The organism is Streptomyces sp. NPDC058464, assembly GCF_042721035.1.
In the GTDB taxonomy this organism is placed as follows: Bacteria; Actinomycetota; Actinomycetes; order Streptomycetales; family Streptomycetaceae; genus Streptomyces.
Map to the genome: position 1 here is coordinate 196,610 of NZ_JBHXMA010000014.1, position 23,066 is coordinate 219,675.

The 23,066-nt window shown below is 73.0% G+C and carries 21 protein-coding genes and 1 pseudogene; 11 read left to right on the forward strand and 11 right to left on the reverse strand.

Translation table 11 applies throughout. The features are described 5' to 3' along the window. Positions 1-342 precede the first annotated feature (342 nt). The 4 genes from ACFWPQ_RS20355 to ACFWPQ_RS20370 all read left to right on the forward strand — a co-directional run bounded on the left by ACFWPQ_RS20355 (position 343) and on the right by ACFWPQ_RS20370 (position 3,127). A complete protein-coding gene (locus ACFWPQ_RS20355) occupies positions 343-1,698 on the forward strand; it encodes a cytochrome P450 (protein ID WP_384036275.1) in 1,356 nt (451 codons plus the stop codon). Between the two features lie 242 nt (positions 1,699-1,940). Beyond that, entirely contained in the window at positions 1,941-2,450 is a 510-nt protein-coding gene (locus ACFWPQ_RS20360) for a hypothetical protein (protein ID WP_384036277.1), read from the forward strand. Positions 2,451-2,501: 51 nt separating this feature from the next. Next, positions 2,502-2,759 carry a hypothetical protein gene (locus ACFWPQ_RS20365; RefSeq protein WP_350784386.1) on the forward strand — a complete coding sequence of 86 codons (258 nt, stop codon included), beginning with the start codon at positions 2,502-2,504 and terminating at the stop codon, positions 2,757-2,759. Continuing rightward, complete coding sequence (locus tag ACFWPQ_RS20370; RefSeq protein ID WP_384036280.1) at positions 2,756-3,127, forward strand: fic family toxin-antitoxin system, toxin component; 372 nt, start codon at positions 2,756-2,758, stop codon at positions 3,125-3,127. The genes ACFWPQ_RS20365 and ACFWPQ_RS20370 overlap by 4 nt, the downstream gene beginning before the upstream one ends. Before the next feature lie 34 nt (positions 3,128-3,161). Here the strand turns inward: ACFWPQ_RS20370 and ACFWPQ_RS20375 are convergent, their stop codons facing one another. Continuing rightward, positions 3,162-3,590, reverse strand: a complete 429-nt coding sequence (locus tag ACFWPQ_RS20375; RefSeq protein ID WP_384036283.1) for a hypothetical protein — start codon at positions 3,588-3,590, stop codon at positions 3,162-3,164. Here ACFWPQ_RS20375 and ACFWPQ_RS20380 point away from each other — a divergent pair. Next, complete coding sequence (locus ACFWPQ_RS20380; protein WP_384036286.1) at positions 3,582-3,836, forward strand: hypothetical protein; 255 nt, start codon at positions 3,582-3,584, stop codon at positions 3,834-3,836. The two genes, ACFWPQ_RS20375 and ACFWPQ_RS20380, sit on opposite strands and share 9 nt — an antisense overlap. A 142-nt stretch (positions 3,837-3,978) precedes the next feature. Then, the gene (locus ACFWPQ_RS20385; protein ID WP_384036289.1) at positions 3,979-4,431 is read left to right on the forward strand and encodes an excalibur calcium-binding domain-containing protein; all 453 of its coding nucleotides are present in this window, start codon (positions 3,979-3,981) and stop codon (positions 4,429-4,431) included. Positions 4,432-4,503: 72 nt separating this feature from the next. On the opposite strand, the gene ACFWPQ_RS20390 is transcribed toward ACFWPQ_RS20385, so the two are convergent. After that, a complete protein-coding gene (locus tag ACFWPQ_RS20390; protein WP_384036291.1) occupies positions 4,504-5,838 on the reverse strand; it encodes an NAD-dependent succinate-semialdehyde dehydrogenase in 1,335 nt (444 codons plus the stop codon). Positions 5,839-6,240: 402 nt separating this feature from the next. Between ACFWPQ_RS20390 and ACFWPQ_RS20395 the strand changes: the two genes are divergently transcribed. The 4 genes and pseudogenes from ACFWPQ_RS20395 (at position 6,241) to ACFWPQ_RS20410 (ending at position 8,115) form a co-directional block, all read left to right on the forward strand. Continuing rightward, positions 6,241-6,864, forward strand: coding sequence for a TetR/AcrR family transcriptional regulator (locus ACFWPQ_RS20395; RefSeq protein ID WP_384036294.1), 624 nt, complete (start codon positions 6,241-6,243; stop codon positions 6,862-6,864). Between the two features lie 61 nt (positions 6,865-6,925). Next, a pseudogene (locus ACFWPQ_RS20400) lies at positions 6,926-7,183 on the forward strand (putative immunity protein); the annotation flags it as partial. 200 nt (positions 7,184-7,383) lie between these two features. Then, complete coding sequence (locus ACFWPQ_RS20405; protein ID WP_384036296.1) at positions 7,384-7,764, forward strand: DUF6221 family protein; 381 nt, start codon at positions 7,384-7,386, stop codon at positions 7,762-7,764. Between the two features lie 111 nt (positions 7,765-7,875). Further along, positions 7,876-8,115, forward strand: a complete 240-nt coding sequence (locus tag ACFWPQ_RS20410; protein ID WP_384036299.1) for a DUF5959 family protein — start codon at positions 7,876-7,878, stop codon at positions 8,113-8,115. 305 nt (positions 8,116-8,420) lie between these two features. On the opposite strand, the gene ACFWPQ_RS20415 is transcribed toward ACFWPQ_RS20410, so the two are convergent. The 7 genes from ACFWPQ_RS20415 to ACFWPQ_RS20445 all read right to left on the reverse strand — a co-directional run bounded on the left by ACFWPQ_RS20415 (position 8,421) and on the right by ACFWPQ_RS20445 (position 18,166). Then, positions 8,421-9,215 (reverse strand): N-acyl homoserine lactonase family protein, encoded by a 795-nt coding sequence (locus ACFWPQ_RS20415; protein WP_384036301.1) that lies wholly within the window; start codon positions 9,213-9,215, stop codon positions 8,421-8,423. A 62-nt stretch (positions 9,216-9,277) separates the two neighbouring features. Beyond that, positions 9,278-10,249, reverse strand: coding sequence for a PDR/VanB family oxidoreductase (locus ACFWPQ_RS20420; RefSeq protein ID WP_384036308.1), 972 nt, complete (start codon positions 10,247-10,249; stop codon positions 9,278-9,280). Then, positions 10,239-11,738 (reverse strand): glutamine synthetase family protein, encoded by a 1,500-nt coding sequence (locus tag ACFWPQ_RS20425; protein WP_384036311.1) that lies wholly within the window; start codon positions 11,736-11,738, stop codon positions 10,239-10,241. The genes ACFWPQ_RS20420 and ACFWPQ_RS20425 overlap by 11 nt, the downstream gene beginning before the upstream one ends. A 4-nt stretch (positions 11,739-11,742) precedes the next feature. Beyond that, positions 11,743-13,119, reverse strand: a complete 1,377-nt coding sequence (locus ACFWPQ_RS20430) for a Rieske 2Fe-2S domain-containing protein (RefSeq protein ID WP_384036314.1) — start codon at positions 13,117-13,119, stop codon at positions 11,743-11,745. Between the two features lie 801 nt (positions 13,120-13,920). Further along, entirely contained in the window at positions 13,921-15,879 is a 1,959-nt protein-coding gene (locus ACFWPQ_RS20435; protein WP_384036317.1) for a primary-amine oxidase, read from the reverse strand. Continuing rightward, a complete protein-coding gene (locus ACFWPQ_RS20440) occupies positions 15,876-17,516 on the reverse strand; it encodes a gamma-glutamyltransferase (protein WP_384036320.1) in 1,641 nt (546 codons plus the stop codon). Before ACFWPQ_RS20440 ends, ACFWPQ_RS20435 begins: the two co-directional genes overlap by 4 nt. Beyond that, positions 17,513-18,166 carry a cyclase family protein gene (locus ACFWPQ_RS20445; RefSeq protein ID WP_384036323.1) on the reverse strand — a complete coding sequence of 218 codons (654 nt, stop codon included), beginning with the start codon at positions 18,164-18,166 and terminating at the stop codon, positions 17,513-17,515. Before ACFWPQ_RS20445 ends, ACFWPQ_RS20440 begins: the two co-directional genes overlap by 4 nt. 134 nt (positions 18,167-18,300) lie before the next feature. Here ACFWPQ_RS20445 and ACFWPQ_RS20450 point away from each other — a divergent pair, with 134 nt between their 5' ends. Then, complete coding sequence (locus ACFWPQ_RS20450) at positions 18,301-18,999, forward strand: GntR family transcriptional regulator (protein WP_384036326.1); 699 nt, start codon at positions 18,301-18,303, stop codon at positions 18,997-18,999. A gap of 50 nt (positions 19,000-19,049) precedes the next feature. On the opposite strand, the gene solA is transcribed toward ACFWPQ_RS20450, so the two are convergent. Then, positions 19,050-21,488, reverse strand: coding sequence for an N-methyl-L-tryptophan oxidase (gene solA / locus ACFWPQ_RS20455; protein ID WP_384036329.1), 2,439 nt, complete (start codon positions 21,486-21,488; stop codon positions 19,050-19,052). Continuing rightward, positions 21,485-22,942: an aldehyde dehydrogenase family protein gene (locus ACFWPQ_RS20460; RefSeq protein WP_384036332.1), complete on the reverse strand. Its 1,458-nt coding sequence runs from the start codon at positions 22,940-22,942 to the stop codon at positions 21,485-21,487. The genes solA and ACFWPQ_RS20460 overlap by 4 nt, the downstream gene beginning before the upstream one ends. Between the last annotated feature and the right edge of the window lie 124 nt (positions 22,943-23,066).

The window sequence follows — 23,066 nt, forward strand, 5'->3', positions numbered from 1 at the left end:
GGGCGGAGGGCTCGGCGACGGTCGGCTCCCGCCGCCGGGTCTGTCATCATTCCGTCCCGACCCCGCCCGCGACCAAGCGGCCGGCCGTCTGCGGCGCGGGAGCACCGATGGCCGGCCACCCGGCTTCGACAAGGAGCGGTACGCCAAGCGCGACACTGTCGAGCGGGCGAACGAGGAATGAGGAGCCGGAGCAGTTCGCTGGAGCGACGGCACTGATGCCCGGCGCCGCAGATGACCAACCGGCTTGCCCACGTGGCGCAGGGCACGTTCATGACAGGATTGCGATGGGGAAGGTTCAGGGCAGTCATAAGGGCGCCCATGACTGCCGTGAAGGGATCACCCGTGACGTCCACTGCGCCTCCCCCCATACCCCGGGCCGCAGGATCGTTTCCGCTCATCGGCCACGCGCTGAAGATGCGCGACAACCTCGGCTTCATCGACTCGCTGCGCGAGACACGGGAACCACTCGTCGAGATCATCCTGCAACCCGGGACGCGCACGATCGTGGTCCAGGACCCGGCCCTGATCCACCAGATGCTCAAGGGCCTGGGACCCAGCCTCGACAAGGGCCGGCTCTACGACAAGCTGGGCCAGCTGCTGGGCGACAGCGTCGTCACCGCCACCGGCCGTGACCACGTACGCAGACGCCGCCAGCTTCAACCCGCCTTCGCCCACACCGAGATCAGCCGGTACGTCGACCTCATGCGCGCCGAGGTGACGGCCACCGTCGCCGCCTGGGAGCGCGGGCGGCCCCTCGACGTACACGACGCGATGGTCGGGCTCAGTCTCGACATGCTGGCCAAGACGGTGTTCGCCGGCAGCCTCGATGACGCCGTCTTCCGCCGGCTGCGCAGCAACGTGTCGGTGGTGATGAGCGGCGTCGGTCTGCGCATCATGCTGCCCGACTGGGCCGAGCGCCTGCCGCTGCCCTTCAACCGCCGCTTCGACCGGGCCCGGGCCGAGGTGCGCGCCACCATCAACACCGCCGTCGACGAACTGCAGGCCTCCGGGCACGACACCGGGGACATGCTCTCCATGCTGCTGCGCACCATCGACGAGGAGACCGGCGAGCCGCTGACTGGGCATCAGATCTGCTCCGAGATCTTCCTCCTGGCCGTGGCGGGCACCGAGACGACCGCGTCCTTGCTGGCCTGGACCCTGTACGAGCTCGCCCGCAACCCCGGCATCGAGGCCCGGGTCCTGGCCGAGCTGGACGAGGTCCTCGGCGAACGGCCGGTCACCTTCGACGACATGATGCGGCTGCCGTACCTGGACCGGGTGATCACCGAGACCCTGCGCCTGCACCACCCCGGCTGGCTGGTCACCCGCCGTACCACCGAGGAGACCCGGCTCGGCGAGTGGACGCTGCCCGCCGGCACCGAGCTGGCCTACTGCCAGCACGCCCTGCACCGCGACCCCGAGCGCTTCCCCGACCCGCACACCTTCGACCCGGACCGGTGGACCGACGCCGCTCAGGAGCCTCCGCCGGGCGCGTTCGTGCCCTTCGGGGACGGCAAGCACAAGTGCATGGGGGACCGTTTCTCCCTCACCGAAATGGTCGTGGCGCTCGCGACGATGCTGCGTTCGGTACGGCTGGAACTCGCCGAGGGCCAGGTCATCCGCCAGGTCGCCCGGCTCACCGTACGGCCGCGCAACCTGCGGATGACCGTCCGCCCCCGAGCCGGGGTCGGCCTCTAGCGCGTGTCTCCTGCGGCACCACTGTCAGGGACGGTGCCGGCGTTGCCATCCCCCTCGCGCGCGATGCCCATCAGCCTTACAGCGGCTAACACGACGAAGAGGGAGGGCACGCCGGCTGCACCTGCCAAGCGAACTGGTCGGTCTCCTGGCCGGCGGGCCGCGGCGGTCGGCTGTGTGGGATGCGAGGGATCCGCCTGTCTCTGCGCTGTACCGTCTTCGGAGACGATCACCGGGGGGGCGGGATGACCAACGATCTTCAGTTCAGTTGGCGACTGAGTGGCAGCGGCTGGGCAACGTGCCTCATCAAGGATCGTTCTTCGGAGCGGAAGGACATCGTCAGCTACTGCACGGATGCTCTTGCCGACCTGCTTCACGGTGTGGCGGGTCTGTATGGCCCCATACCTGTCCAGCGCTTCTCCTTCGACCTCGAACCGGCTGAAGTGAGGTGGGTCCTGCGACGCAGGGGGTCGGACGTTGATGTGGCGATCTACCGCTTCCCTGACATGTCCGCGAGCTTCAATGCGCCCGACCAGAACGGCACACTCGTCTGGAACTCCATGCAGCCGCGAGACCTTCTTGGTCACGTCGTCGTGGAGGCCGCTCAGTCAGTACTGCAGGCCCATGGCGAGGACGGCTATCGGGCGAAGTGGGTTCAGCACCCCTTTCCCATCGCTGCACTGCAGGACCTCCGCCGACTGCACCTCCAGCACGACGTGTGCCCGGCGCCCGGGCGCTGCCGGGTCGCTCCGTGATCCGGTCCCGAATCGCCCCGCCCGTCTGATACCACCCTGCTACCATGCGGTATGGCCTCGGACCGCAAGCAGACCCAGCTCCGCCTGTCACCCGACGTTCTCGCCAATGGCAAGGACGCCGCGAAGGCCCGCGGGCTCGATTTCAACAAGTACGTCGAGCGGCTGATCGTGGAAGACACGACCGGTGCGCGGGCCGCCGGCATGGAGGCCGCGCAGCGCCTCATCGACCAGCACGGCGGCTTCCTCGATGACCTGGAGCGCCAGTTCGACGAGCCGGCCGGCGACGTGCGCCCGGGAGCCGCGGCGTGATCGTGCACGTCGACGAGTCCTGGATCCTGGAGGTCGCCGAACGGGCCGGTCACCGCGATCCGGGCGTGGACGACTACGGCGTTCCGCTCGCAGCTGTCGCCCGGCACCGCGGCGAGTTCTTCGACCGCCCTGTCTACGACGGCCCCTACGCGCGCGCCGCCGCCCTGGTGCACACGCTGGGACGCTGCCGGTGGTTGGAGCGCTCCAACCTCACCGTCGCCTGCGCGGTGGCCGTCATGTACCTCGCGGCGTCGAACATCCCGGTCGACCCCACCCGTGAACAGCTCTCGGCGCTGGCCCGCGAGCTGAACAGCCCGCGCGGAACCGCCGAACAGATCGCCGTCCTCCTGCGCACCTGGAAGCCTTGACCCGCTCTCCAGGCGGTCCTGCCTTTCAGGGCGTTCATGTCGGTGTCGGGCCGTTGCGAAGGAGTTCTCGGCGGGCGGTGACCATAGCTCGCCAGTGGGCAAGGACGACGTGTTCGTCGTCCAGTCGGCGAATGTCGGGTTCGTCGGGCCGGGGCCGGTCGATTGCGGCGGCTGCGATGGGCACGTAGTAGGCGAATTCGCCGTTCGCGGTCGCCTCGCGCAGCCGGCCGAGGATGTCGGTGAGGTCGCCGTCGGCGCCGCGGACGGCGTGGTGGAAGGCGAGGGCCGTCTCCAGGAGCGGGGTGAGCCAGGGGAGCCCGGTGATGATGCTCTCGGTGCGCAGCACGGTGGCGTGGCCGGTGATGTCGTGGTCGGTGCCGGCGTCGCGTGCGAGGGCGGCGACGTCGGCCAGGAGGCCAGGGTGACCCTGCGGTGCTCCTCGCGCATCGTGCCCATGCGCCACCCGCGCCACCGCGACACCGTGCTCGGCCCGGCCTTCACCCGGCGCGGCGATCTCTTCAGCGTGTCTCTGACCGGCGCCAACCGCGACCCGGCCGTCTTCACCGACCCGGACCGCTTCGACGTCCGGCGCGCGGAAGCCCGCCTTCAACTGGCCTTCGCCCACGGCCCGCAGCGGCCCGCCGCCCCGCACGGCCTGGTCTTCCGCAAGCCCGCCGCCCTCCACGTCCTCTGGGACGTTCCGGCCTGACGACCCTCGACGGCCGAAGGTCGATGTCCTGACGCAGGGCGCGGCGAACATCCGTCACGAACAGGTGACCGCTGCCGCAAAGCCACTCCACCACCCCACCTGGCGGCTAACGTCAACGCTCACACAGGAACCAGGGGGGAAAATGAGCAACCCGTACAACATGCCACAACCCACCGGAACCATACCCAAGTGGGCACGCAAAAGGGTCGTACTGCCCGCTCTCGCCGTGGCCTTCATCGTCGGCATCGCAGCCGGGGGGAGCGGCAACGACGACAAGAAGGCCGTCGCGGACGACAAGCCCCGGCCCACCGCGACTGCCACGGTCACGGCGACGGAGACCGCGACGGAGACCGCCGCGCCCGAGCCGGCGCCCACGGTCACCGAGACGAAAACGGTCAAGGTCAGGGTGACCGTCACCGCGGACTCGGCCGGTGGGGACTCTGTGAGTTCCGACGACGACAGCGGTGGCGGCGGCAGTACCTACTACGCCAACTGCACCGCCGCCCGTGCCGCCGGCGTCACCCCCCTCTACCGGGGCGACCCCGGATACGACTCGCATCTCGACCGGGACGGCGACGGCGTCGCCTGCGAATGACGGCGCCAAGCCCGCCCGGGGCAGACCCGCCCGGCGGCATGGAACACGAGAAGGGCCTGCCACCGATGCGGCTCAGGCCACCGTGCGGATCAGCTTCTTGTTGGTGAACTCCTCGATGCCGAGTCGGCCGAGTTCCCGGCCGAAGCCGGAACGCTTCACCCCGCCGAAGGGCAGCTCGGCACCCTCCGCGCCGACACCGTTCACGAAGACCATGCCGGCCTCGATCCGGTCGGCGACCCGCGCGGCCTGCTCGGGATCGGTGGTGAAGACGTAGGAACCGAGGCCGTAGGGGGTGTCGTTGGCGATCCGTACGGCGTCGTCCTCGTCGGTGGCCGGGAAGACCATCGCGACCGGTCCGAACAGCTCCTGGCGGGCCGCCGCGTGCTCGGTGCTCAGCCCGGTGAGCACGCCCGCCGGGAAGAACGCCCCCTGCCGCTCGCCGGAGCCGTGCAGGGTGGCGCCCTCCGCCACGGCCGCGCCGACCTGCCGTGCCAAGGTCTCGGCGGCGGCCGCCGAGGAGAGCGGCGCCCCGGTGGCGGAGTCGAGCAGCTTGGCCGTGAACCGCTCCACGAACGCGTCGTACAGGTCAGCCACGACCACGAACCTCTTGGCGGCGTTGCACGCCTGGCCGGTGTTGTCGAGGCGGGCGGCCACCGCGGAGTCGACCACGGCGTCCAGGTCGTCGGTGGACAGCACCACGAACGGGTCCGAACCGCCGAGTTCCAGGACGACCTTCTTCAGGTGCCGTCCCGCGATCTCGGCGACGGCGGCCCCGGCCCGCTCCGAGCCGGTGAGCGAGACGCCGTGCACCCGGGGGTCGGCGATCACGTCGGCGATCTGCTCGTTCGTCGCGTACACGTTGACGTACGCGCCCGCCGGGAAGCCCGCCTCGGCGAACAGCCGCTCCAGCAGCGCCGCCGTACCGGGACACTGCGGCGCGTGCTTGAGGACGATGGTGTTGCCGACGGCCAGGTTGGGGGCGGCGAACCGGGCGACCTGGTAGGCCGGGAAGTTCCACGGCATGATGCCGAGCAGGACGCCCACCGGACCGCGCCGCACCACCGCGGTACCGGCGCCGGAGGTGACGTCGAGGGGCTCGTCCGCGAGGAACTCCTCGGCGTGGTCGGCGTAGTAGTGGTAGATGTCGACGCAGAATCCGATCTCGCCCTCCGCCTCGGCGAGCGGCTTGCCCATCTCCCGCACGATGCTCGCGGCGAGTTCGGCGCTGCGCTCGGCGTGCAGGTCGCCCAGTCGGCGCAGCAGCGCGGCACGTTCGGCCACGGAACCGGTCCGGCCCCAGGCGCCGGCGGCATGGGCGGCGTCGACGGCCGCGGCGACCTCGGCGTCGGTGGCGGTCGGGTAGGTCTCGACGACCTCGCCGGTGGTCGGGTCGGTGACGGCGTACATGGTGTCTCCAGAGAGTGAGGGACAGAGGGGAAGCCGTGGGTCGGGGTCCGGGCCGGCGGACCACGGCGACGTCCGACTCCCCGAGGAGGACGACGGCCATCGCCCAGCAGGCCAGGCCCACGGGGTTGGCCCCGGCGCCTCCCGGCAGCCGTACACGATGAGGTCACCGCCCTCGGTGGGGAGTCGTTCACGTGGGTCTCCTGACGGTGCCGGCCGACGCGCCGGTCAGCGACACCCTGGCCTGCGGCGGTGCCGCGGTGCGGCCCGCGCCGACCGCCGAGGCTCGACGTGCACCGGCGGCTACGGCGCCGCACCGCTGTGAGCGGCGGGTTCCGGCCGATCCTGGTTATTGGTCGGTTGACCAATTAGATTATTGGTCGCCCACTCAATAGCATTCGCGGTATGACGTCAAGAGCTCCGGGCCGACGCGTCCGCAAGGCGCCCGCCGAACGTCGCAACGAGATCGTCGCCACAGCGGCGCGGATCGGGCTCACCGAGGGCCTGGAATGCGTCACGCTGCGCCGGGTCGCCGACGAGCTGGGCGTCCAGCCCGGACTCGTGGGTCACTACTTTCCGGCCGCGGACGAGTTGGTCGCCGAGGCGTTCACCCACGCCGCGAAGGCGGAACTCGACGACCTGCTGCAGCAGGAGCCGGACGGCCCTCTGCAGACCTTCCGGAGGTTCTTCGGCCTCACGTCGAGCGCCGACTTCGACGACGTCAGCAAGCTCTGGCTCAACGCACGGCACCTGTCGCGCTACCGTCCGGTGCTGCGCGAGCACGTCGTGGAGCAGGAACTGCGGTGGTGCCGGCGCCTGGAGGAGCTCATCACCGCCGGGACGGCGGCCGGGGTCTTCGCCTGCGCGGATCCCTGGGGCGCCGCCACCCGCATCCTGGTCGCGATCGACGGCGCCAGCGCCTACGTCAACACCAGCGCAGACCGGCGCAGGACGCCCACGGCGGATATGCCGCGCACCGTGGCCGAGACCGAGCTGGGCCTGCGGCTCGGTATGTTGCTCACCCACTGAACCCTTCCGGGCCCGGCCGACCGCCCGAGCCCGGCACGCACCCGCTTCGCGTCCGGCCTAACTGCGTGGGGCAGCACGGCATGCCGCCTACGCTGCCGGTCAGGCCGGGGCCGTCGCCCACGTTGCCGCTCACGAGCTCGGCGCGGCCGCCTACGCGATCAAGGCAGCACGTGCAGCGGCTCCGGAAGGCGGGAGCGAGGCCGTGGGACGACTCGAGTGCCGGTGGCAGCGCGATCAGCTTCCGGAGGCGATCCGCGAGCTCGTACTCGATGATCAGAGGTTGCGCAACGACATCTGCTGGTCGGTGTTCGACCGCTGAGCGGGATTCCGCCGCTCGTCCCGCAGGGGTCCGTCCGTCCACGATCCGTCGCCGTGCGGATCACCGCCTGGTCGCGGAGGGGGCGGGAACGCATGAGCTGCCCTCGTGACTTGACCCGGTCGTTGTCCGTGTCGGTCGGAGCGGCACCGCACCGAGGCAATCAGGCTGCCGCGCCCTGGCGCGTCGTTCAGGATGACCCCATGAGTCAAGACCTTGTGGCGTTCCTCTACGCACGGCTGGATGAGGAGGCCGACCTGGCTCGACGTTGCGACCGTGGCGGGTCGGGGGAGTGGACCGCCCACGGACACGCGGTCGACTTCGGTCGAGGAGAACTTCCGGGATTCCACCCCACCGTCGCCCTGCACGTGGCGCTGCACGACCCAGCCCGCGTGCTGCGCGAGGTCGAGGCCAAGCGCCGCGCGCTCGCCCGCCATGTGCTCAGTCCGGCCACCGGCGACCCCGAACTACCGTGGGACAACCGCGCCGACTGTCAGTACGACGGCGAGACCTGGCCATGCGACGACCTGCTCGACCTCGCGTCGCCTTATGCCGATCATCCTGACTACCCCCGACGAGTCTGAGGCAGAGATCGTTTACGGGAGGGCTCTGAGAACCCCCCCCGGCGAAATGGGGTGGCGAACGCACTCCGGCGAGGCGACGATCTCTCGGTACTCGCCGATGACGGGGAGGCCATGGGCGACATCATTCCGAGGGAAATCATCTCCCCTGCCGATGACGAGGGGAACAGCGTCACCGTCAACGTGCTGGGGCGTAACCCCAGGTGGGCTGCCGGGCTCGATGCCGAGATCGTCGTCGGGACGACCTTCGTGTCCGGCCGCTGTCACCTGCCATTGTCCGATTCCAAGATGGGCAGGGGGCGTCCCTCTCCGTCCGGCTCACTGGCGAGCGTGGCTGTCCGGAGGTGGTTGTAGCACCGTGGCCGATCCTTCCCTTGGCTGTCGCACCGCTCGGCGCTGCAGCGGGTGGCGTCATCGCAGCGGCATGGGGCTACGACACCGTGTGGGCCGCCGCGGCCGCCGTCCAGGCCGTAGGTGCCGCGCTGGTGTGGCGATGTCTCTCGGCTCGCGTATTCGATGAGGCTCGCCTCAGCCCCCTGGGCGAGGACGGCCGCGTCAAGGGCCCATGATGTCGACCACCTCGCGGCGAGGGCGGCACCTGCGTCCTCCCTGCACTGTTCAAGGTGCTCAAGGTGCCGAGCTCCTGCTGCCTCACGGCGTCATGGCGCGAGGCGGCGGATGAACTCGGGCCAGATGACCGGGTCGTGACCCGGAACCAGCTCGTATCCCTTCTCCTCCGCCAGCCGCTTGAGATGCCGGATGGGTTCCAAAGTCGCCTCCGGGGGGACGCCGATCGACGTGCCGGCGGGGCGTTCCTCGACGATGTTCTCGGTCAGGTCGGCCGCGTCGCAGGCGAACACGTACCCGCCGCCGTCGGCGAGGTCCACCACGAAACTCTGGTGGCCGGGGGTGTGCCCGGCGGTCAGGACGGCCGTGACGCCCGGTGCGATCTCCCGGTCGCCGTCGGCGGGCCGCCAGTCGATGCGGGGGTCGTCGAAGTCCACCCGGAAGATCGTCTCGCGCTCCACCTCGGGCCGTCCCGACAGCCCGAACTCCAGCTCGGCGCGCTGGATGTGCACGGGCACCCGGCCCGCGAAGTGCTTCAGCCCACCGGCATGGTCGGCGTGCAGATGACTGACGGCGACGGCCGTGATGTCCTTCATCGAGAGCCCGACGGCGGCCACCGCCTCCGGTAGCGGCTCACCGGGACCGGGCAGTTCCGGCTGGTAGGAGGGGGACGGGTAGTAGCGCCGGCGCAGCGCGGGGTCGCGCAGCAGTGCCGTGTTGAAGCCGGTGTCCAGCAGCAGCCACCCCTCCTCGGTCTCCAGCAGCACCCCCGGCACCGGCTCCCGCACCCGTTCCCCGTACGGCGCGCCGTGCACCGACACCGATCTGGGCAGGTCCTCCCAGCCGAGGAGAAGGGGCAGGACGCGCCGTACACCGCGTCGGGTCATGGTGCTCCGTCCGTCGTCGGGGATTTCGGAGAGTTCGGGGGTGTTCGGGGAATCCGGGGGATTCAGAGGTCGAGTTCGAGGAGGGGTGTGGCGGCGCGGCTGACACAGATCATCATCGTCCTGGCGGTCGCTCGCTCCTCGGGCCCGAGCACCGAGTCACGGTGGTCGGGGGTGCCCGCCAGGACGGGCGTCTCGCAGCTGCCGCAGTAGCCCTCCTCGCAGGAGTAGGGCACGTCCGGGACCCGGTCCCGTACGACCTCCAGCACCGACCGGTCCGTCGGCACCGCCAGCCGCAGCCCAGACCGCCGCAGCACGACCTCGAACCGCCCCTGTTCCGTGTCCTGCGGTGCGTCGGCGGCCGGGCCGAACCGCTCGACGTGCAGCGGGCGCGGCGGTACGGCCGTCCGGCACAGCTCGGCCACCGTGTCCAGCATCGCCGCGGGACCGCACGCGTACACGGCGTGTCCGGGCGGGACGGCGGCGAGTTCCGCGGCGAGGTCGGGCAGGCCCGCCTCGTCCTGCAGGACCAGCCGGACCCGGTCGCCGCCGAGCGCCGTCAGCTCCTCGGCGTAGACGAGCCGGGAGCGGTCCCGGGCACCCAGGACGAGCCGCCACGGCAGATCACCGGCGGCCAGGGCCCGGGCCATCGGCAGCAGCGGGGTGACGCCGATGCCGCCGGCCAGCAGGAGGTACCCGGGGGCGGGCAGCAGCGGGAACCGGTTGACCGGCCCGTCGACCGTCAGCTCCCGGCCGACCAGTGCCGTTCCGTGCAGCTCCAGGGAGCCGCCCCGGCTGTCCGGCGCGCGGTGCACGGCGACCGTCCAGACGGCACGCTCCCGCGGATCCCCGCACAGCGAGTAGGAGCGGCGCAGGCCGGAGGGCAGGGTCAGTTCCACATGGGCGCCGGGTTCCCACGGGGCCAGCGGCAGCCCGTCCCGCCGGGTCAGCCGCAGCTCGACGACGTCCTCGGCGATCCAGCGGACCTGGCGGACCAGAAGGCGCACGCTGTCCGGTGCGCGCAGGTCAGAAGACACGGAAGTACTCCCGTTGTTCCCAGTCGGTGACCTCCTGGTCGAAGCGGGCGATCTCGGCCCGCTTGACGCTCGTGTAGTAGGCCACGAAGTCCTTGCCCAGCCGCCCGGTCAGCTCCCGGTCGGCCTCCAGCGCGTCGAGCGCCTCGCCGAGCGAGCGTGGCAGCGGCTCCGCCCGGGTCGCGTACGGCTCGTCGGCCGCCGGACCCGGGTCCAGACCACGCGCCACTCCGTCCAGACCGGCGGCGAGCTGGGAGGCGAGATAGAGATAGGGGTTGGCGGCCGGCTCCCCGATGCGGTTCTCCAGCCGGGCGGACGACGGACCGTCACCCAGCACCCGCACCATCGCGCCCCGGTTGTCCCGCCCCCACACCGCACGGTCGGGCGCCAGCGACAGCGACCGGAACCGTTTGAACCCGTTGAGGGTGGGCGTCGACAGCGCGCTGGTGGCCCGGGCGTGGCGCAGCAGCCCGCCCAGGAAGGCGTTGCCGTACGGCGACAGCCCCGGCCCGCCGACGACAGGACCGGCACCGGGACCAGGACCGGCACCGGGACCGGGACCGGCATCGGCATCGGTCTCGGCCCGTGCATCGGGCTCGGGGGCGAACACGCCCACGTCGCCGCGGACCATGCTCTGGTGCAGGTGCCAGCCGCTGGAGAACACCCCGGGCAGATGGGGTCGGCACATGAAGGTCGCGTGGTGGCCGTGGCGCGCGGCGACCTGCTTGACGGCGCTGCGCAGCAGTACCATCGCGTCCGCCGTGCCCAGTCCGTCGGCGGGCCGCAGGGTCAATTCGACCTGGCTCGGCCCGAACTCGACCTCCAGGGTGCGCAGCGGCAGCCCCAGCTCTTCGAGCGTGCCGCGCAACACGTCGAGCATCGGGTCGAGTTCGTCGTAGCGCAGCTCGCTCAGGTACTGGTAGCCGTGGTTGAGCATGCCCACCTCGGGCGCCGCGCCCGGCTGACCCAGGTCGGCCGCGCCCAGCCTCGGGTCGTCCAGCCGGAACAGGTGGAACTCCACCTCCAGGCCCGTGCGGTAGGTGAGCCCGTCCGCCTGCGCCAGCACCGAGCGCAGCAGCCCGCGCGTGCACAGCGGGACCGGGGCGCCGGAGGTGAACCGCAGGTCGCACAGGAGCCAGCCGGTGCCGGGCGACCACGGCAGCATCCGGAAGGTGAGCGGGTCGGGCACCATCACCATGTCGGCCGCGCCGCGCAGTTCGGGCAGCCCGAGCGGGGTCTCCCGGGTGAACAGCGGGAACACGGTACGGCCCGAGGTGTCCTTGGCCAGCAGGGAAGAGGCGATGCCGGTGCCCTCGCGCAGCACGGTAGACACCTCGGAGGCGGTGACGGTCTTGCCGCGCAGCAGCCCGTGCTGGTCGGCGAAGACCAGCCGCACCACCTTCAGCCCGCCGCCCGCGGCACGGCCGCGGATCTCCTCGGCGGCGGCCGCCTGCTCGGCCGTCCACCCCGCGTGACGTTCGACGAAGTCCACGCGGTCAGCCGTCCGTTCCGGCCGCCTGCGCCCAGCCGCTCTCGGCCCGCTGTTTCGCGGTCACGGCGGCCCAGTGCTCGGCCCAGCCCTCGGTGGGGCCGATGCCGTCAAGCGTGACGGGGCCGCGCAGTCCGGCTGCGCGCTCCGCGGGCAGCACCAGCGGCGGGTCCTCGCCGCGCTCGACCGCGGATATCGCCTCGCCCAGCATGCGCCGGTACATCACGATCGCCTTGTCGGAGCGGCCCAGGTGCTCGCGGGTGCGGTCCTGGATCGCGCCCTGGCCCTCCACCGCCCACTGGTCGTGCACGTTGATGTCGGTACCGAGCCCGGTGTACGTCGTGGCCAGCTGCTCGACGGGGTCGTAGCCGTAGCCGTTCGAGCGGCCGAAGCGCGGGCGGTAGTCGGGCAGGGTGACCGCGTCGACCCGCTGCCGGCGCATCTCCGCCCGGTCGACGGGGCCGCCGACGCTGGTGAACTGGGCGTACCAGTAACAGGAGGTGTCGTCGATCGGCACATGCCACTGGGTGATCGCGGTCTCGGCGTCCAGCGGGATGTGGAAGCCGTGCGGGAACACCTGGTGGGTGACCCGGACATGGGTGCGGCTGCCGTCCATCGGGCGGCCCTCGGTGTCGGTGCCGTCCAGCGTGCGCAGCGCCGTGATCCGGATGCCGTACGGCGTGCGGACGGCGTCGATGTCGGGGCGGCCGTACTCCCGCAGGATCTTCGTCATCGGCAGGTCGGTGCCCTGGGAGGCGGCCCGGAACTGCTTGCCGTAGCTCTCCGAGGGGTCCTCGTCCTGGAAGAAGCGGTGCAGGTACGAGGCGTGCGCGGGATCGATGCCGACCTCCAGGGCCTGGAGCCAGTTGCACTCCAGCAGGCCCTTCCAGGCGAAGGTGTGCCCGGCGGGGGCCTCGAAGCAGTCCAGCGCGGGCAGTTCGGGCGGCTCGCCGGGGCCGAGGTAGCCCCAGACCACGCCGTTGACCTCGCGCACCGGATAGCTGCCCAGCCGGACCCGCGCGGCGAGGTTGCCGCCCGCCGGTTCGGCCGGGGTGTCCAGGCAGGCGCCGTCCCGGCCGAAGAGCCAGCCGTGGAAGCAGCAGCGGAGCCCGCCGTCCTCCAGCCGGCCCAGTGCCAGATCGGCTCCCCGGTGCGGACAGCCCCGGTCGACCAGACCGAGCTCACCGTCCCCGTCCCGGAACAGGACGAGGTCCTGACCCAGCACCTTCGGGGCCACCAGGGGCCGTACGCCGTCGAGTTCCTCGCTCAGGGCGACGGGCTGCCAGTAGCGGCGCATCCAGGTCCCGGCGGGCGTACCCGGGCCCGTCCTGGTGAGCCGTACGTTCTCTTCCTCGCGCATCTGACGCCTTTCTGTCCCGGTCACGGAGACCGTAGCGATGGAAGGATCCAAGGTGCCAATAATTGGATCCAATATTTACGTGGGCGTAACAGCCCTCCCGGCGACGGGCATCGAGCACGCACACCGCCACCATGGCCGCGTCGGCGGACGCCATCAGCAGGCCCGCCGCGCCATGTCCGTCGGCCGCCATCAACGCGGCCAGCGGCAGCACGGCCAGGTGCGCGACGAGGAACGGGCCGCGCGGAGCCACCGGGTGACGGCAGAGCAGCACGCCCGCCGTCACCCAGGAGAACGACCGCGCGAGTTCGGCCCCCGGCCCGTCGAGCCCGTGCAGCGGCGGCAGGTGCCAGGCGTACGCCGACACCGCCCAGACCACCGCCCCCAGCCGGACCCCGCTGCGCTCCCCGGCGGACGGCGGCCCGGTCGCGGCGACGGCGCGCGCCAGCAGGGCCGGTCCCAGCACCGCCAGCGACTCGAAGCGGACCATCGCCCACACATGCGCGTCCGTCCCGCCCGGCGTCCGCACCAGCAGCAACGGGACGGCGAGCACGGCCGCGGCCGCCGCGGCGGTGAGCACACACCGCCCGGTCAGCCGCCGCGCCCCGGGCACCAGCACCACCCGGAGGGCGGGCCACGCCATGGCCCACGTGACCGCGAGTACCGCACCCACGAGGCCGACGGCGACCGTCGGATCCGCCGAGCCGTACCCGGTGCCCGCGGCCGCGTGCCCCGCGTGCCCGCCGCCGACCGGGGAGGCACCGGCGGTGAACAGGGCCACACCCGTCACGACCAGCACCACGAGCGCGGCGAGCGGCTGTGCCGTGGTCATCCGGAGCAGCAGTGCCCGCCGTCCGGGGCCGCCGCGGTGGCCGGCGGATGGCAGGAGACCGGGGCCGGGACGTCCAGCGCGGGGTTGCGGTCGAAGAAGCCGTCCGGCTCCAGCCGCAGCCTGGCCCGGGCCACCGGCATCACCGGCCACTCCTCGGGACGCGGGAAGTGGTGCGAGCCGACCGTCGCCCACAGCACCAGCTCCGTGCCGTCCAGCGAACGGTCCTCCTCCTGCCAGCGGTGCACCCCGTCCGCGCCGGGTTCGGCCTGGTTGGGGTACTCGCCCGCCACGAACCGCCGCGCCGGGTCGTACTCCGTCGCCCACAGCTGCTTCGCCACGAACGGCGCGCGCCGCGCGCACACGCTGTCCGGACGCACCGGCAGCGCCGCCGTGTTCTCCACGTGCACCCGGTACGCGGTCGGCTCGCCCATCCGGTTGCGCGCCTCCGTGCTCTCCACCCGCCAGTGCAGGGCCCGCGAGGCGTCCGTGGACCGCCCGCCCTCTGCCTCGCTGAGCACCGGCCGCAGCACGGTCCGCGCCGCGTTGCCGTACGGGTCGAGCGCCGGGTCGCTCTCGTGCTCGGCGGTCACCTCGACCAGCCGGTTGGCCGTCCCGTCCACCGCCATGTCCAGGCGTACGGCGAAGAAGTGCTGGTGGTTGGTGACCGCCACGTTCGGGGCCACCCGCCGGGCGTACGGCGTCTCCTCGTCCGCCGTGACACCGGTCGCGGACAGGATGCCGGTCATCTTGATCTCCAGCATGACCGAGCCGTCCTGGTACAGGGACCAGTAGAAGCCGTAGTCGTAGTTGGCGACCGTCGCGAACGCCGAGATGATCAGACGACGGGAGCGGCGCACCTCGGTGCGGCCGGTGCGCCCGTCGTGGTGCTTCCAGAGGATCCCGTCGTCCTCCTCGTGCATGCAGACCGCGTTGGGGATGACCCGGGGCACGCCGTCGCCGCCGAGGACCGCCGCGTCGAAGTAGTGGATGACGCCGAGGCAGTCGCAGCCCAGGGCGAGGGAGTTGGTGAGCGGCCCGGCGCCGTACTCGCCCCAGTCGAAGAAGTTCTTGCGGTACTGGGTGGAGGCGGTGTCGAAGTACGGCACGTACATCTCGTTGACCGAGGCCCGGCGGATCACCTCGCGCGGCCCCCGACCGCCCGCGTCGAAACTCAGGTCGTGCAGCACGAGACCCTCGCGGTGGCTGAAGCCGACGCGCACCGACCAGCCCTGCCAGTCCACCCGCTGCCCGGTCACGGTGAAGCTCGGTCCCTCGGGCTGGACCACCTCCAGGGGCCGCAAGCCCGCCCGCTCGGGCACGGTCCCGGCGGCGAACACCCCGGACTCCTCCGACAGGGGCACCACCCCGTGGTCCTCGATGTACAGCACCTCCATCGACTCCATGTCGATGATCGGCACCACGCCCTGGACGGGCCGTGCGTAGCCGTTGTCGTCCTCCGACTCGCGGTGCCACACACTGCCCCAGGTCAGCCGGCGGCCCGGGTGCTCGGGCGGTTCGAAGCCGCCGATCGACTCCGGGTCGACCATCACCAGCGACACGTCGTGGATGCCGCGCAGCGCGAGCGCCTTCCGGAACCGCGGGTCCGCCCGGCATGCGGCGGCGGCCTGCCGGGCCTCCTCCGAGGAACAGCCGGGACTGCGCACGTCCAGCTCGCGCCAGGCCGTCGCACGCGGCTCCGCACCGAGTTCCAGGTCGACTTCGTACCCGAGGCGCGCGGAGGGGCAGATCACCACCGCGCGGGCCCGCCGGGCGTCGCCGGGGCGGGCGGTGCGCGCGTGGTGCTCGTCCAGGGCGACGCCCCAGAACCGGACGTCCTCGGTGACCCGGACGTCGTCCTTCAACACCTTGACGGCGACGGCCAGTTCGGCGACGGACAGCGGATCCAGCGGGTGGGGTGCGGCAGCCGACTCGGGGCGGGGTGCGAGGGTGCTCATACGGGGGTTCCTTCCGGGGCGTTGCCGGTGCTGCGGGCGGTGCGGGTAGTACGGGCGGTGCGAGGCGCGGCGGGGGCGACGGCTGCCAGGTGGGCCGTGCCGCCGTCGGCGCGGGGATCGGAGGCGGCGTCCAGGCGGCCGTCGTGGATGAGCCGGACCACCTGGACGTGTCCGGCCAGATCGCTCGGACCCGGTGCGGTGACCACGGGAAGTCCGGGTGACACGGCGGGCGTCGACTCCGCTACCGAGCCGGGCTCGGCGAGCAGGGTCTGCTCCTCGAAGCCGATGTCCCGGGCGCCGATCACCCAGCGCGGGGCCGCCAGTACGGCGTCCGGGTCGGCGTCCGGGTCGGCCAGCGCGGGCAGGGTCTGGGCGAGGATCTGCGGCTGGGCCCGGCCGCCCTGGCAGCCGGCCGCCAGCAGCAGCGCGGGGGAGCGGCCGATCACCGGACACAGCGTGTGCGGCGGGCGCGCGCCCGGGCGCAGCAGGCCGGGATGGCCGGGCAGCAGACTGAACGCCGAGCCCCGGTTGTGCAGCACGATCCCGGTGCCCGGGTCGCACAGTCCGGAGCCGAAGGTCTGGTAGACGCTCTGGATCAGCGAGACCGCGAGCCCGGAGGAGTCCACGGCCGTCACCGCGACCGTGTCACCGGCCGGCCGGAACGACGGCCGGGGCGGGAGCGCGCCGGCCAGCGGCGCCGGGTCGAGCAGCCCGTCCAGGTCGAGCCGCTGCCCGCGCGGGTCACCGAGCAGCCGGTCCCGGGCGGCGGAGGCGTCCTGGCAACGGGCGGCCAGCACCCGGGTGCCTTCGACCGCCGAGCGGCCCGCGGCACCGGCCACCGCGGACAGCAGGGCGGGCAGCACGGCACCCTGACTGGGCGGGGGCGCGGCCCACCAGCGCACACCCACCGCCCCGGCTCCCACGAGTTCCACTTCCACTTCGACCGGATCGGTGAACTCGGCCTGGTGTGCGGCCAGGTCGGCCGCGGTGAGCGGGCTGCCGAGGTCGTGCAGGCCGGCGGCGAGGGTCCCGGCGACCGCGCCCCGGTAGAACGACGAGGGGTCGGCGGCGAGTTCGTCGAGGACCTGCGCCAACCGGGGCTGGGGCAGCGGGTCGCCCTCCGTCACCGGGCGGCCGTCCGGACCGGTCAGCAGCGTGCACAGGCCCGGGTCGGCCTTGACGCGCGCCTCGTTGTCCCGCACCGCGCGTGCCAGTCCGGCCGAGACCGTCGCCCCCTCCGCGGCGAGTGCGGCGGCGTCCCGCAGCGCGGTGGCGAGCGCCCCCGGCGTGCCGTACGCCTCGGCGAGCGCCGCCCAGCCCGCCACCACGCCCGGCACGGTGACGGTCTGCGGACCCTGGGCCGGCATCCGGGAGTCCGCCGCGCGCAGTGCCTCGACGTCGGTGCCCGCCGCGGCCGCCCCGACGGACAGCACCGCGCGCACCCTGCCGTCCGGCGCGTGGACCAGGGCGATCAGATCGCCGCCGAGAGAACACTGGTGCGGGTACACGACGGTCAGCGCGGCCGCGGCGGCCAGCGCCGCGTCCATCGCGTTGCCGTTGCGCCCGGCCGCCCGCCGGGCCGCGGTGAGCGCCGCGGGGTGCGGGGCGGCCAGGGCCAGTGCGCCGGCCGGGGTCACGCGGCGTCCCGGGGCAGCAGCAGTGTGCGCGAGGGGGCCGCCTCGGCGCCCTGGAGGGGTATCGGCAGCGACAGCATGTCGTAGACCCCGGCCGGGGTGTGCAGCAGGTCGACCACTTCCAGGATCAACACGTCCGCACCGCACAGCAGTTGGTGGGTCTCCCAGTGCGTGGTGTAGGCGACCGCCTCGATGCTGAGGTAGTCGATGCCCGCCGTGCGCACCCCCGCCTCGATCAGCCGTTCGGCGCCGTCCGGGGCCAGGCCGACCCACTGCCGGGCCTTCCACGGGCTGCGCAGCACCCCCGCCGAGTTGCTGGTGCGCAGCAGCACCCGCTCCTCCGAGCCGAGGCCCGCCGCGTCGAGGTCGGCCGCGGTGATCTGCTCCTCGACATGGGTCAGGTCCAGCACCCGGGCCGTACCGTTGAGGGCCGACAGGTCCAGCCGGTCCACGGTCTTCCCACCGTCGACGAAGTGGGCCGGGGCGTCGATGTGCGTCCCGGTGTGGGCCCCGATGCGCCAGCGGCTGACGTTGGACGGGTCGCCCGCCGTACGCGACTCGACGACCTCCACCTCGGGCCGCCGGCCCCAGTGCAGCATGCCGGGGTGGATCGGCACCGAGACATCGATGGCCTTGGTCACATCGAGATGCATGACACACTCCTATTGGATGCGGATAGTCTGTAAATGGATCCAATGTCGATGAACAGTGGACGGCGGCGGCGTGACAGACTTCTCCACCACCGCGCGGCTCCCGTCAGCCCCCGAGAAGGGTGAGACCCACTCCGATGACGCCCCAGACCGACGAAGGCGCCCTCGTCGACGACATCGCTGCCCGTATCCGCGCGCGGATCATGGACGGGGAGCTCCCGATCGGGAAACCGCTGCGCCAGGCGGCCCTGGCCGCCGAGTTCGGGGTCAGCCGCACTCCGGTGCGCGAGGCGCTGCGCCAGCTGCAGAACGGCGGGCTGATCGAGATGCAGCCGCACCGCGGCGCGGTGGTGCGGGTGCCGGCGCCCTGGGAGGTGCGTCAGGCCTACGAGGTGCGTGCCGAGCTGGAGGCCCTGGCCGCCCGGCGCGCGGCCGCCCGCATCACCGACAGCCAGCTCGCCGAGCTGCGCCGCCACAACGACGTGCTGCGTGCGGCGGCCGAGGGCACCGGTACGTACGGCGCGGGCGCCCCGGACACCACCCGGGCCAACGACTGCTTTCACACCGTGGTCTGCCAGGCGGCGGACAACCCCTGGCTGAGCCGGATGATCGACCGGATCAACGAGAGCTTCCCGCGCAACGTGTCCTCGCTGGCCCTGACCGGCGACGAGCGCCACCGTCAGCTGAACGTCCGTCAGCACGACGCCGTCGTCGCCGCGTTGACCGACCGGGACGAGGACCGGGCACAGGAGGCGATGCGCGAGCACGTCATCAGCGCCGGCGAACACCTGACCGCCTGGTACGAGCGCCGTTCCCAGACCGTCTTCCACGGCTGACCCGCGCCGGGCTCCGGCCGCCCCCGTCCCGGCCGCCCCGGTGGCGGCCCTCACCGGGCACCGCCGGCCACCAGCCGCGCGGGGGAGAGGAAGTCCAGGTCCGGGCGCGGGAGTTCGCACACCAGGTCGGCCAGGGCGGCCCCGATCGCCGGGCCGAACTTGAAGCCGTGCCCCGAACAGGCCGAGGCCAGCAGCGCCTGCGGCACCCCGGGCACCTCGCCGACCAGGAACCGCCGGTCCGGTGTCATGGTGTACAGGCACGTCAGGCTCTCCGTGACCGGGCCCGCACCGGGCAGCACCCGGGCCACCGCCCTCGTCAGCAGGGCGAGTTCGTCGGCGGTCGCGGCGGGTCTGACCGCATCCGGATCCCACGCGGGACCGGCGTCCAGGCCGGCCTTCAGCCCCGGGCCGTCGGCAGCCGGAAAGCCGTAGAGCAGCCCCTCCGGCAGATCGACCGAGAAGCTGCCCAGCCCGCCGGGCCCCAGCGGCCCCGCCGGATCCGCGGCGAAGTACGCGTTCACGATCCGGGTGACCGTCAGGTGCGAGGCCAGCGACGGCACCAGGTACGGCGTCCACGGCCCGGCGCACAGCACCAGCCGACGGGCCCGCACCTCCCCGTCCGCCGTCCGGACGACGACCCCGTCGCCGTCCGGACGCCAGCCCGTGACCCGGGTGCGGTCGGCGATCGTGGCCCCGGCCCGCTCCGCGAGGGAGAGCTGGGCGCGCAGGGTCGCGGGGGCGTCGATGATCCCGGCGGCCGGGTCGTGGACCGCCGTGAACCCCTCGGGCAGCCGCAGCCCCGGGAAGATCCGGGCCGCGGCCGTCCGGTCCACCGTCCGGCAGCCGGGACCGCGCAGCGGATCGGGCCGCTCCCCGGGGGCCGCGTAGAGCCCGCCGGTGATGTCCAACAGCCGGGTTCCGGCGGCCTGTTCCAGCTCGGCCCAGGCGCGGTAGGCGGTGTCGACCAGTCCGTCCCAGTCGGGGTGCGGATAGGCCCGGCGGATCATCCGGGTGGCTCCGTGCGAGGAGCCCCGGTCGTGCCCCGCCCCGAACTGCTCCAACCCGAGCACGTCCAGCCCCCGCTCGGCGAGCTGCCGCAGCGCCGCGCCGCCGTGCACGCCGAGCCCCACCACCACGGCGTCCCGGCGACCGGCCCCGGGCGCCCGGACGGGCCGGGCGCGCGGGAGGCGGGCAGGGATCCGAGCGATGTCCGCCGCTGCGTCCGTGGCATCGGTGGCCGCCGCCGACACCGTACGGTCCTTTCCACCGGCGTCCGCGGCGATCTCCGCGACCGCCTCCACCAGGGCGTCCAGGTCGCCGTCGTCGGTGTACACGTGCACCGACGCCCGCACCACCTTGGCCAGTCCGCGCGGGTCCATGTCCCAGCGGCCGTGGTCGGCTGGCACGGCGATCAGGTACACCCGCCGCAGCGCCAGGCGCCGTTGGACCTCGCCCGCGTCGAGCCCCTCCACCACGAAGGTGACGATCGCCCCGCCCGCCGCCGGCGGGTCGGTGAGCCGTACTCCCGGGACCGTGCCGAGCCTCTCGCGCAGGCGCGCGGCGAGGGCGGAGAGGCGGGCGAAGACGGTCGCGGGGCCGAGCGCGTGCAGGTCGGCAAGTGCCGAGCCCAGGCCGAGCCGCAGCGCGTGGGCGGCCTCCCACAGCTCGAACCGCCGTGCGTCGGGGGCCAGTTCCCAGCTGCGCTCGGCCGTCCAGCGGGCCCCGCGGACGTCCGGAGCCTCGGGTGCGAGCCGTTCCAGGAGCGGACGGCGTACCGCCAGCAGGCCCGTGCCGCGCGGACCGCGAAGGAACTTGCGGCCGGTGCCGATCAGCAGATCGCAGCCTAGGGCCGGCATGTCGACGGGCAGCTGGCCGAGCGACTGGGTGGCGTCGAGCAGGAACGGCACCCCGTGCTCGGCGCTCAACGCGCCGATGCCCGCGGCCGGTTCGACCAGGCCCGACGAGGTCGGCACGTGCGCCGCGGTCACCAGCGCGGCGGGACCCGTGCGCAGCGCCCGCTCCAGGGCCGCCAGATCGGTCGCGCCGTCCGGCCCGTTGGGCAGCACCTCCACCCGGAGTCCCGTGTCGCGCTCGGCGGCCAGCAGGTGCAGGGCGCTGCTCACGTAGCTGGAACGGGCGGCGAGCACCCGGTCCCCGGGGCGCAGCCGCAGCGCCGACACGATGCGCTGCCAGCCGGCGGTGGCGCTCTCGACCAGCGCGATCTCGTCGGCGTCGACACCGAGCAGGCGGCCGGTACGGGTGTAGACGGCCGCCAGGCCGTCGGCGGCGAGCCGGGCTGCCTCGTAGCCGCCGTGCAGACTCTCGGCGCGCAACTGGCCGATGACCGCCTCGACCGTGTCCGAGGCGAGGAGCGCGGCACCGGCCGCGTTGAAGTGGTGTCCGGTCGCACAGCCCGGGGTGCGGGCCCGCTCGGCGGCCACGTCGAATCCGGCGGGAGCCGGCGGCACCGCCGTCACGGGGGCGCTCACAGCGCCATCGTGATGCTCTTGGGCTCGGTGAACCCGTCGACCGCCGCGTCGCCGAGATCCCTGCCCAGACCGGACTGCTTGCTGCCGCCGAACGCCACGGCGGGATCGAACTCGTTGTAGGTGTTCACCCACACGGTGCCCGCCTGGAGCGCCGCCGCGGCGCGGTGCGCGCGGCCGAGGTCGGTGGTCCACACGCCCGCCGCGAGCCCGTAGTCGCTGTCGTTGGCGAGCGCGATCGCCTCCTCCTCGGTGTCGAAGGGGAACACCGCGGCGACCGGCCCGAAGATCTCCTCCCGGGCGATCCGCATGTCGGGCGTGACGTCGGTGAACACCGTGGGCCGCACGAACCAGCCGGGTCCCGGCAGGGGTTCGCCGCCGGTGGCCGCCTTCGCGCCCTCGGCGAGTCCCAGGTCCAGGTAGCCCGTGACCCGGTCGAACTGCTCCTGGGAGACGAGCGGGCCGATGTTGATCCCGCCGGAGAGCCCGGGACCGATCCGCAACGCCTCCACGGCCGGCAGCATCCGGTCCAGGAACTCCGCCAACACCGTTCTCTGCACCAGCAGTCGACTGCCCGCCGTGCACATCTGTCCCGAGTGCCCGAACACGGCCCGCACGGCGGCCGGTACGGCGGCGTCCAGGTCGGCGTCGGCGAACACCATGTTGGCGGACTTGCCGCCCAGTTCGAGCGTGAGCCGTTTCACGGACGGCGCCGCCGCGGCCATGATCAGCCGCCCGACGTCGGTGGACCCGGTGAACGACACCTTGGCCACGTCGGGATGCGCGACCAGCTCCGCCCCGGTGCGCCCGTCGCCCGTCACCACGTTGACGACGCCCTCCGGCACACCGGCCTCAAGGCACAGCGCGGCCAGCCGCAACGCGGTCAGCGGGGTCTGCTCCGCGGGCTTGACGACCACCGTGCAGCCGGCGGCCAGGGCCGGGGCGAGCTTCCAGGCGGCGATCATGAAGGGGAAGTTCCAGGGGAGTACGGCCGCCACCACGCCCACCGGCTCCCGGACGCTGTACACATGCCGGCCGGGCCCCGCGGGATGCACCGTGCCGGTCAACCGGGCCGGTGCGCCCGCGAAGTGCCGGATCGCCTGGAGACCCAGCTCCACGTCACCGCGGGCCCGCTCGATGGCCTTGCCGTTGTCCAGGGTGTCCAGGACCGCCAGCGCCTCGGCGTCCCGCTCCACCAGGTCCGCCAGCCGCAGCAGGACGTCCCGCCGGTCCCGGGGCGGCAGCGCGCGCCAGCGGCCGTCGCGGTGCGCCGCCGAGGCCGCGGCCACCGCCGCGGCCACGTCGGTGGCGTCCGCCTGGGCGATCGTGGTCAACGTCTCGCGGGTGGCCGGGTCGAGGACCGGGATGCGCCGGTCCGAGGTGCCCGTGGTCCAGGTGCCGCCGATGAGCATGGGCTCGCACGCGGGCAGCCTGGGCAGGGTGATGCTGGGGTCCAAGGGGATTCTCCTTGTCGTTCGTGCAACGGGCGGCGCGGTTCCGCGGGCGAGACGGCTGAGGCGCGCTACCTCGGGCGGGACGGCTCACGCCGGACGGCTCAGGCGGGACGGCTCAGGCGGGACG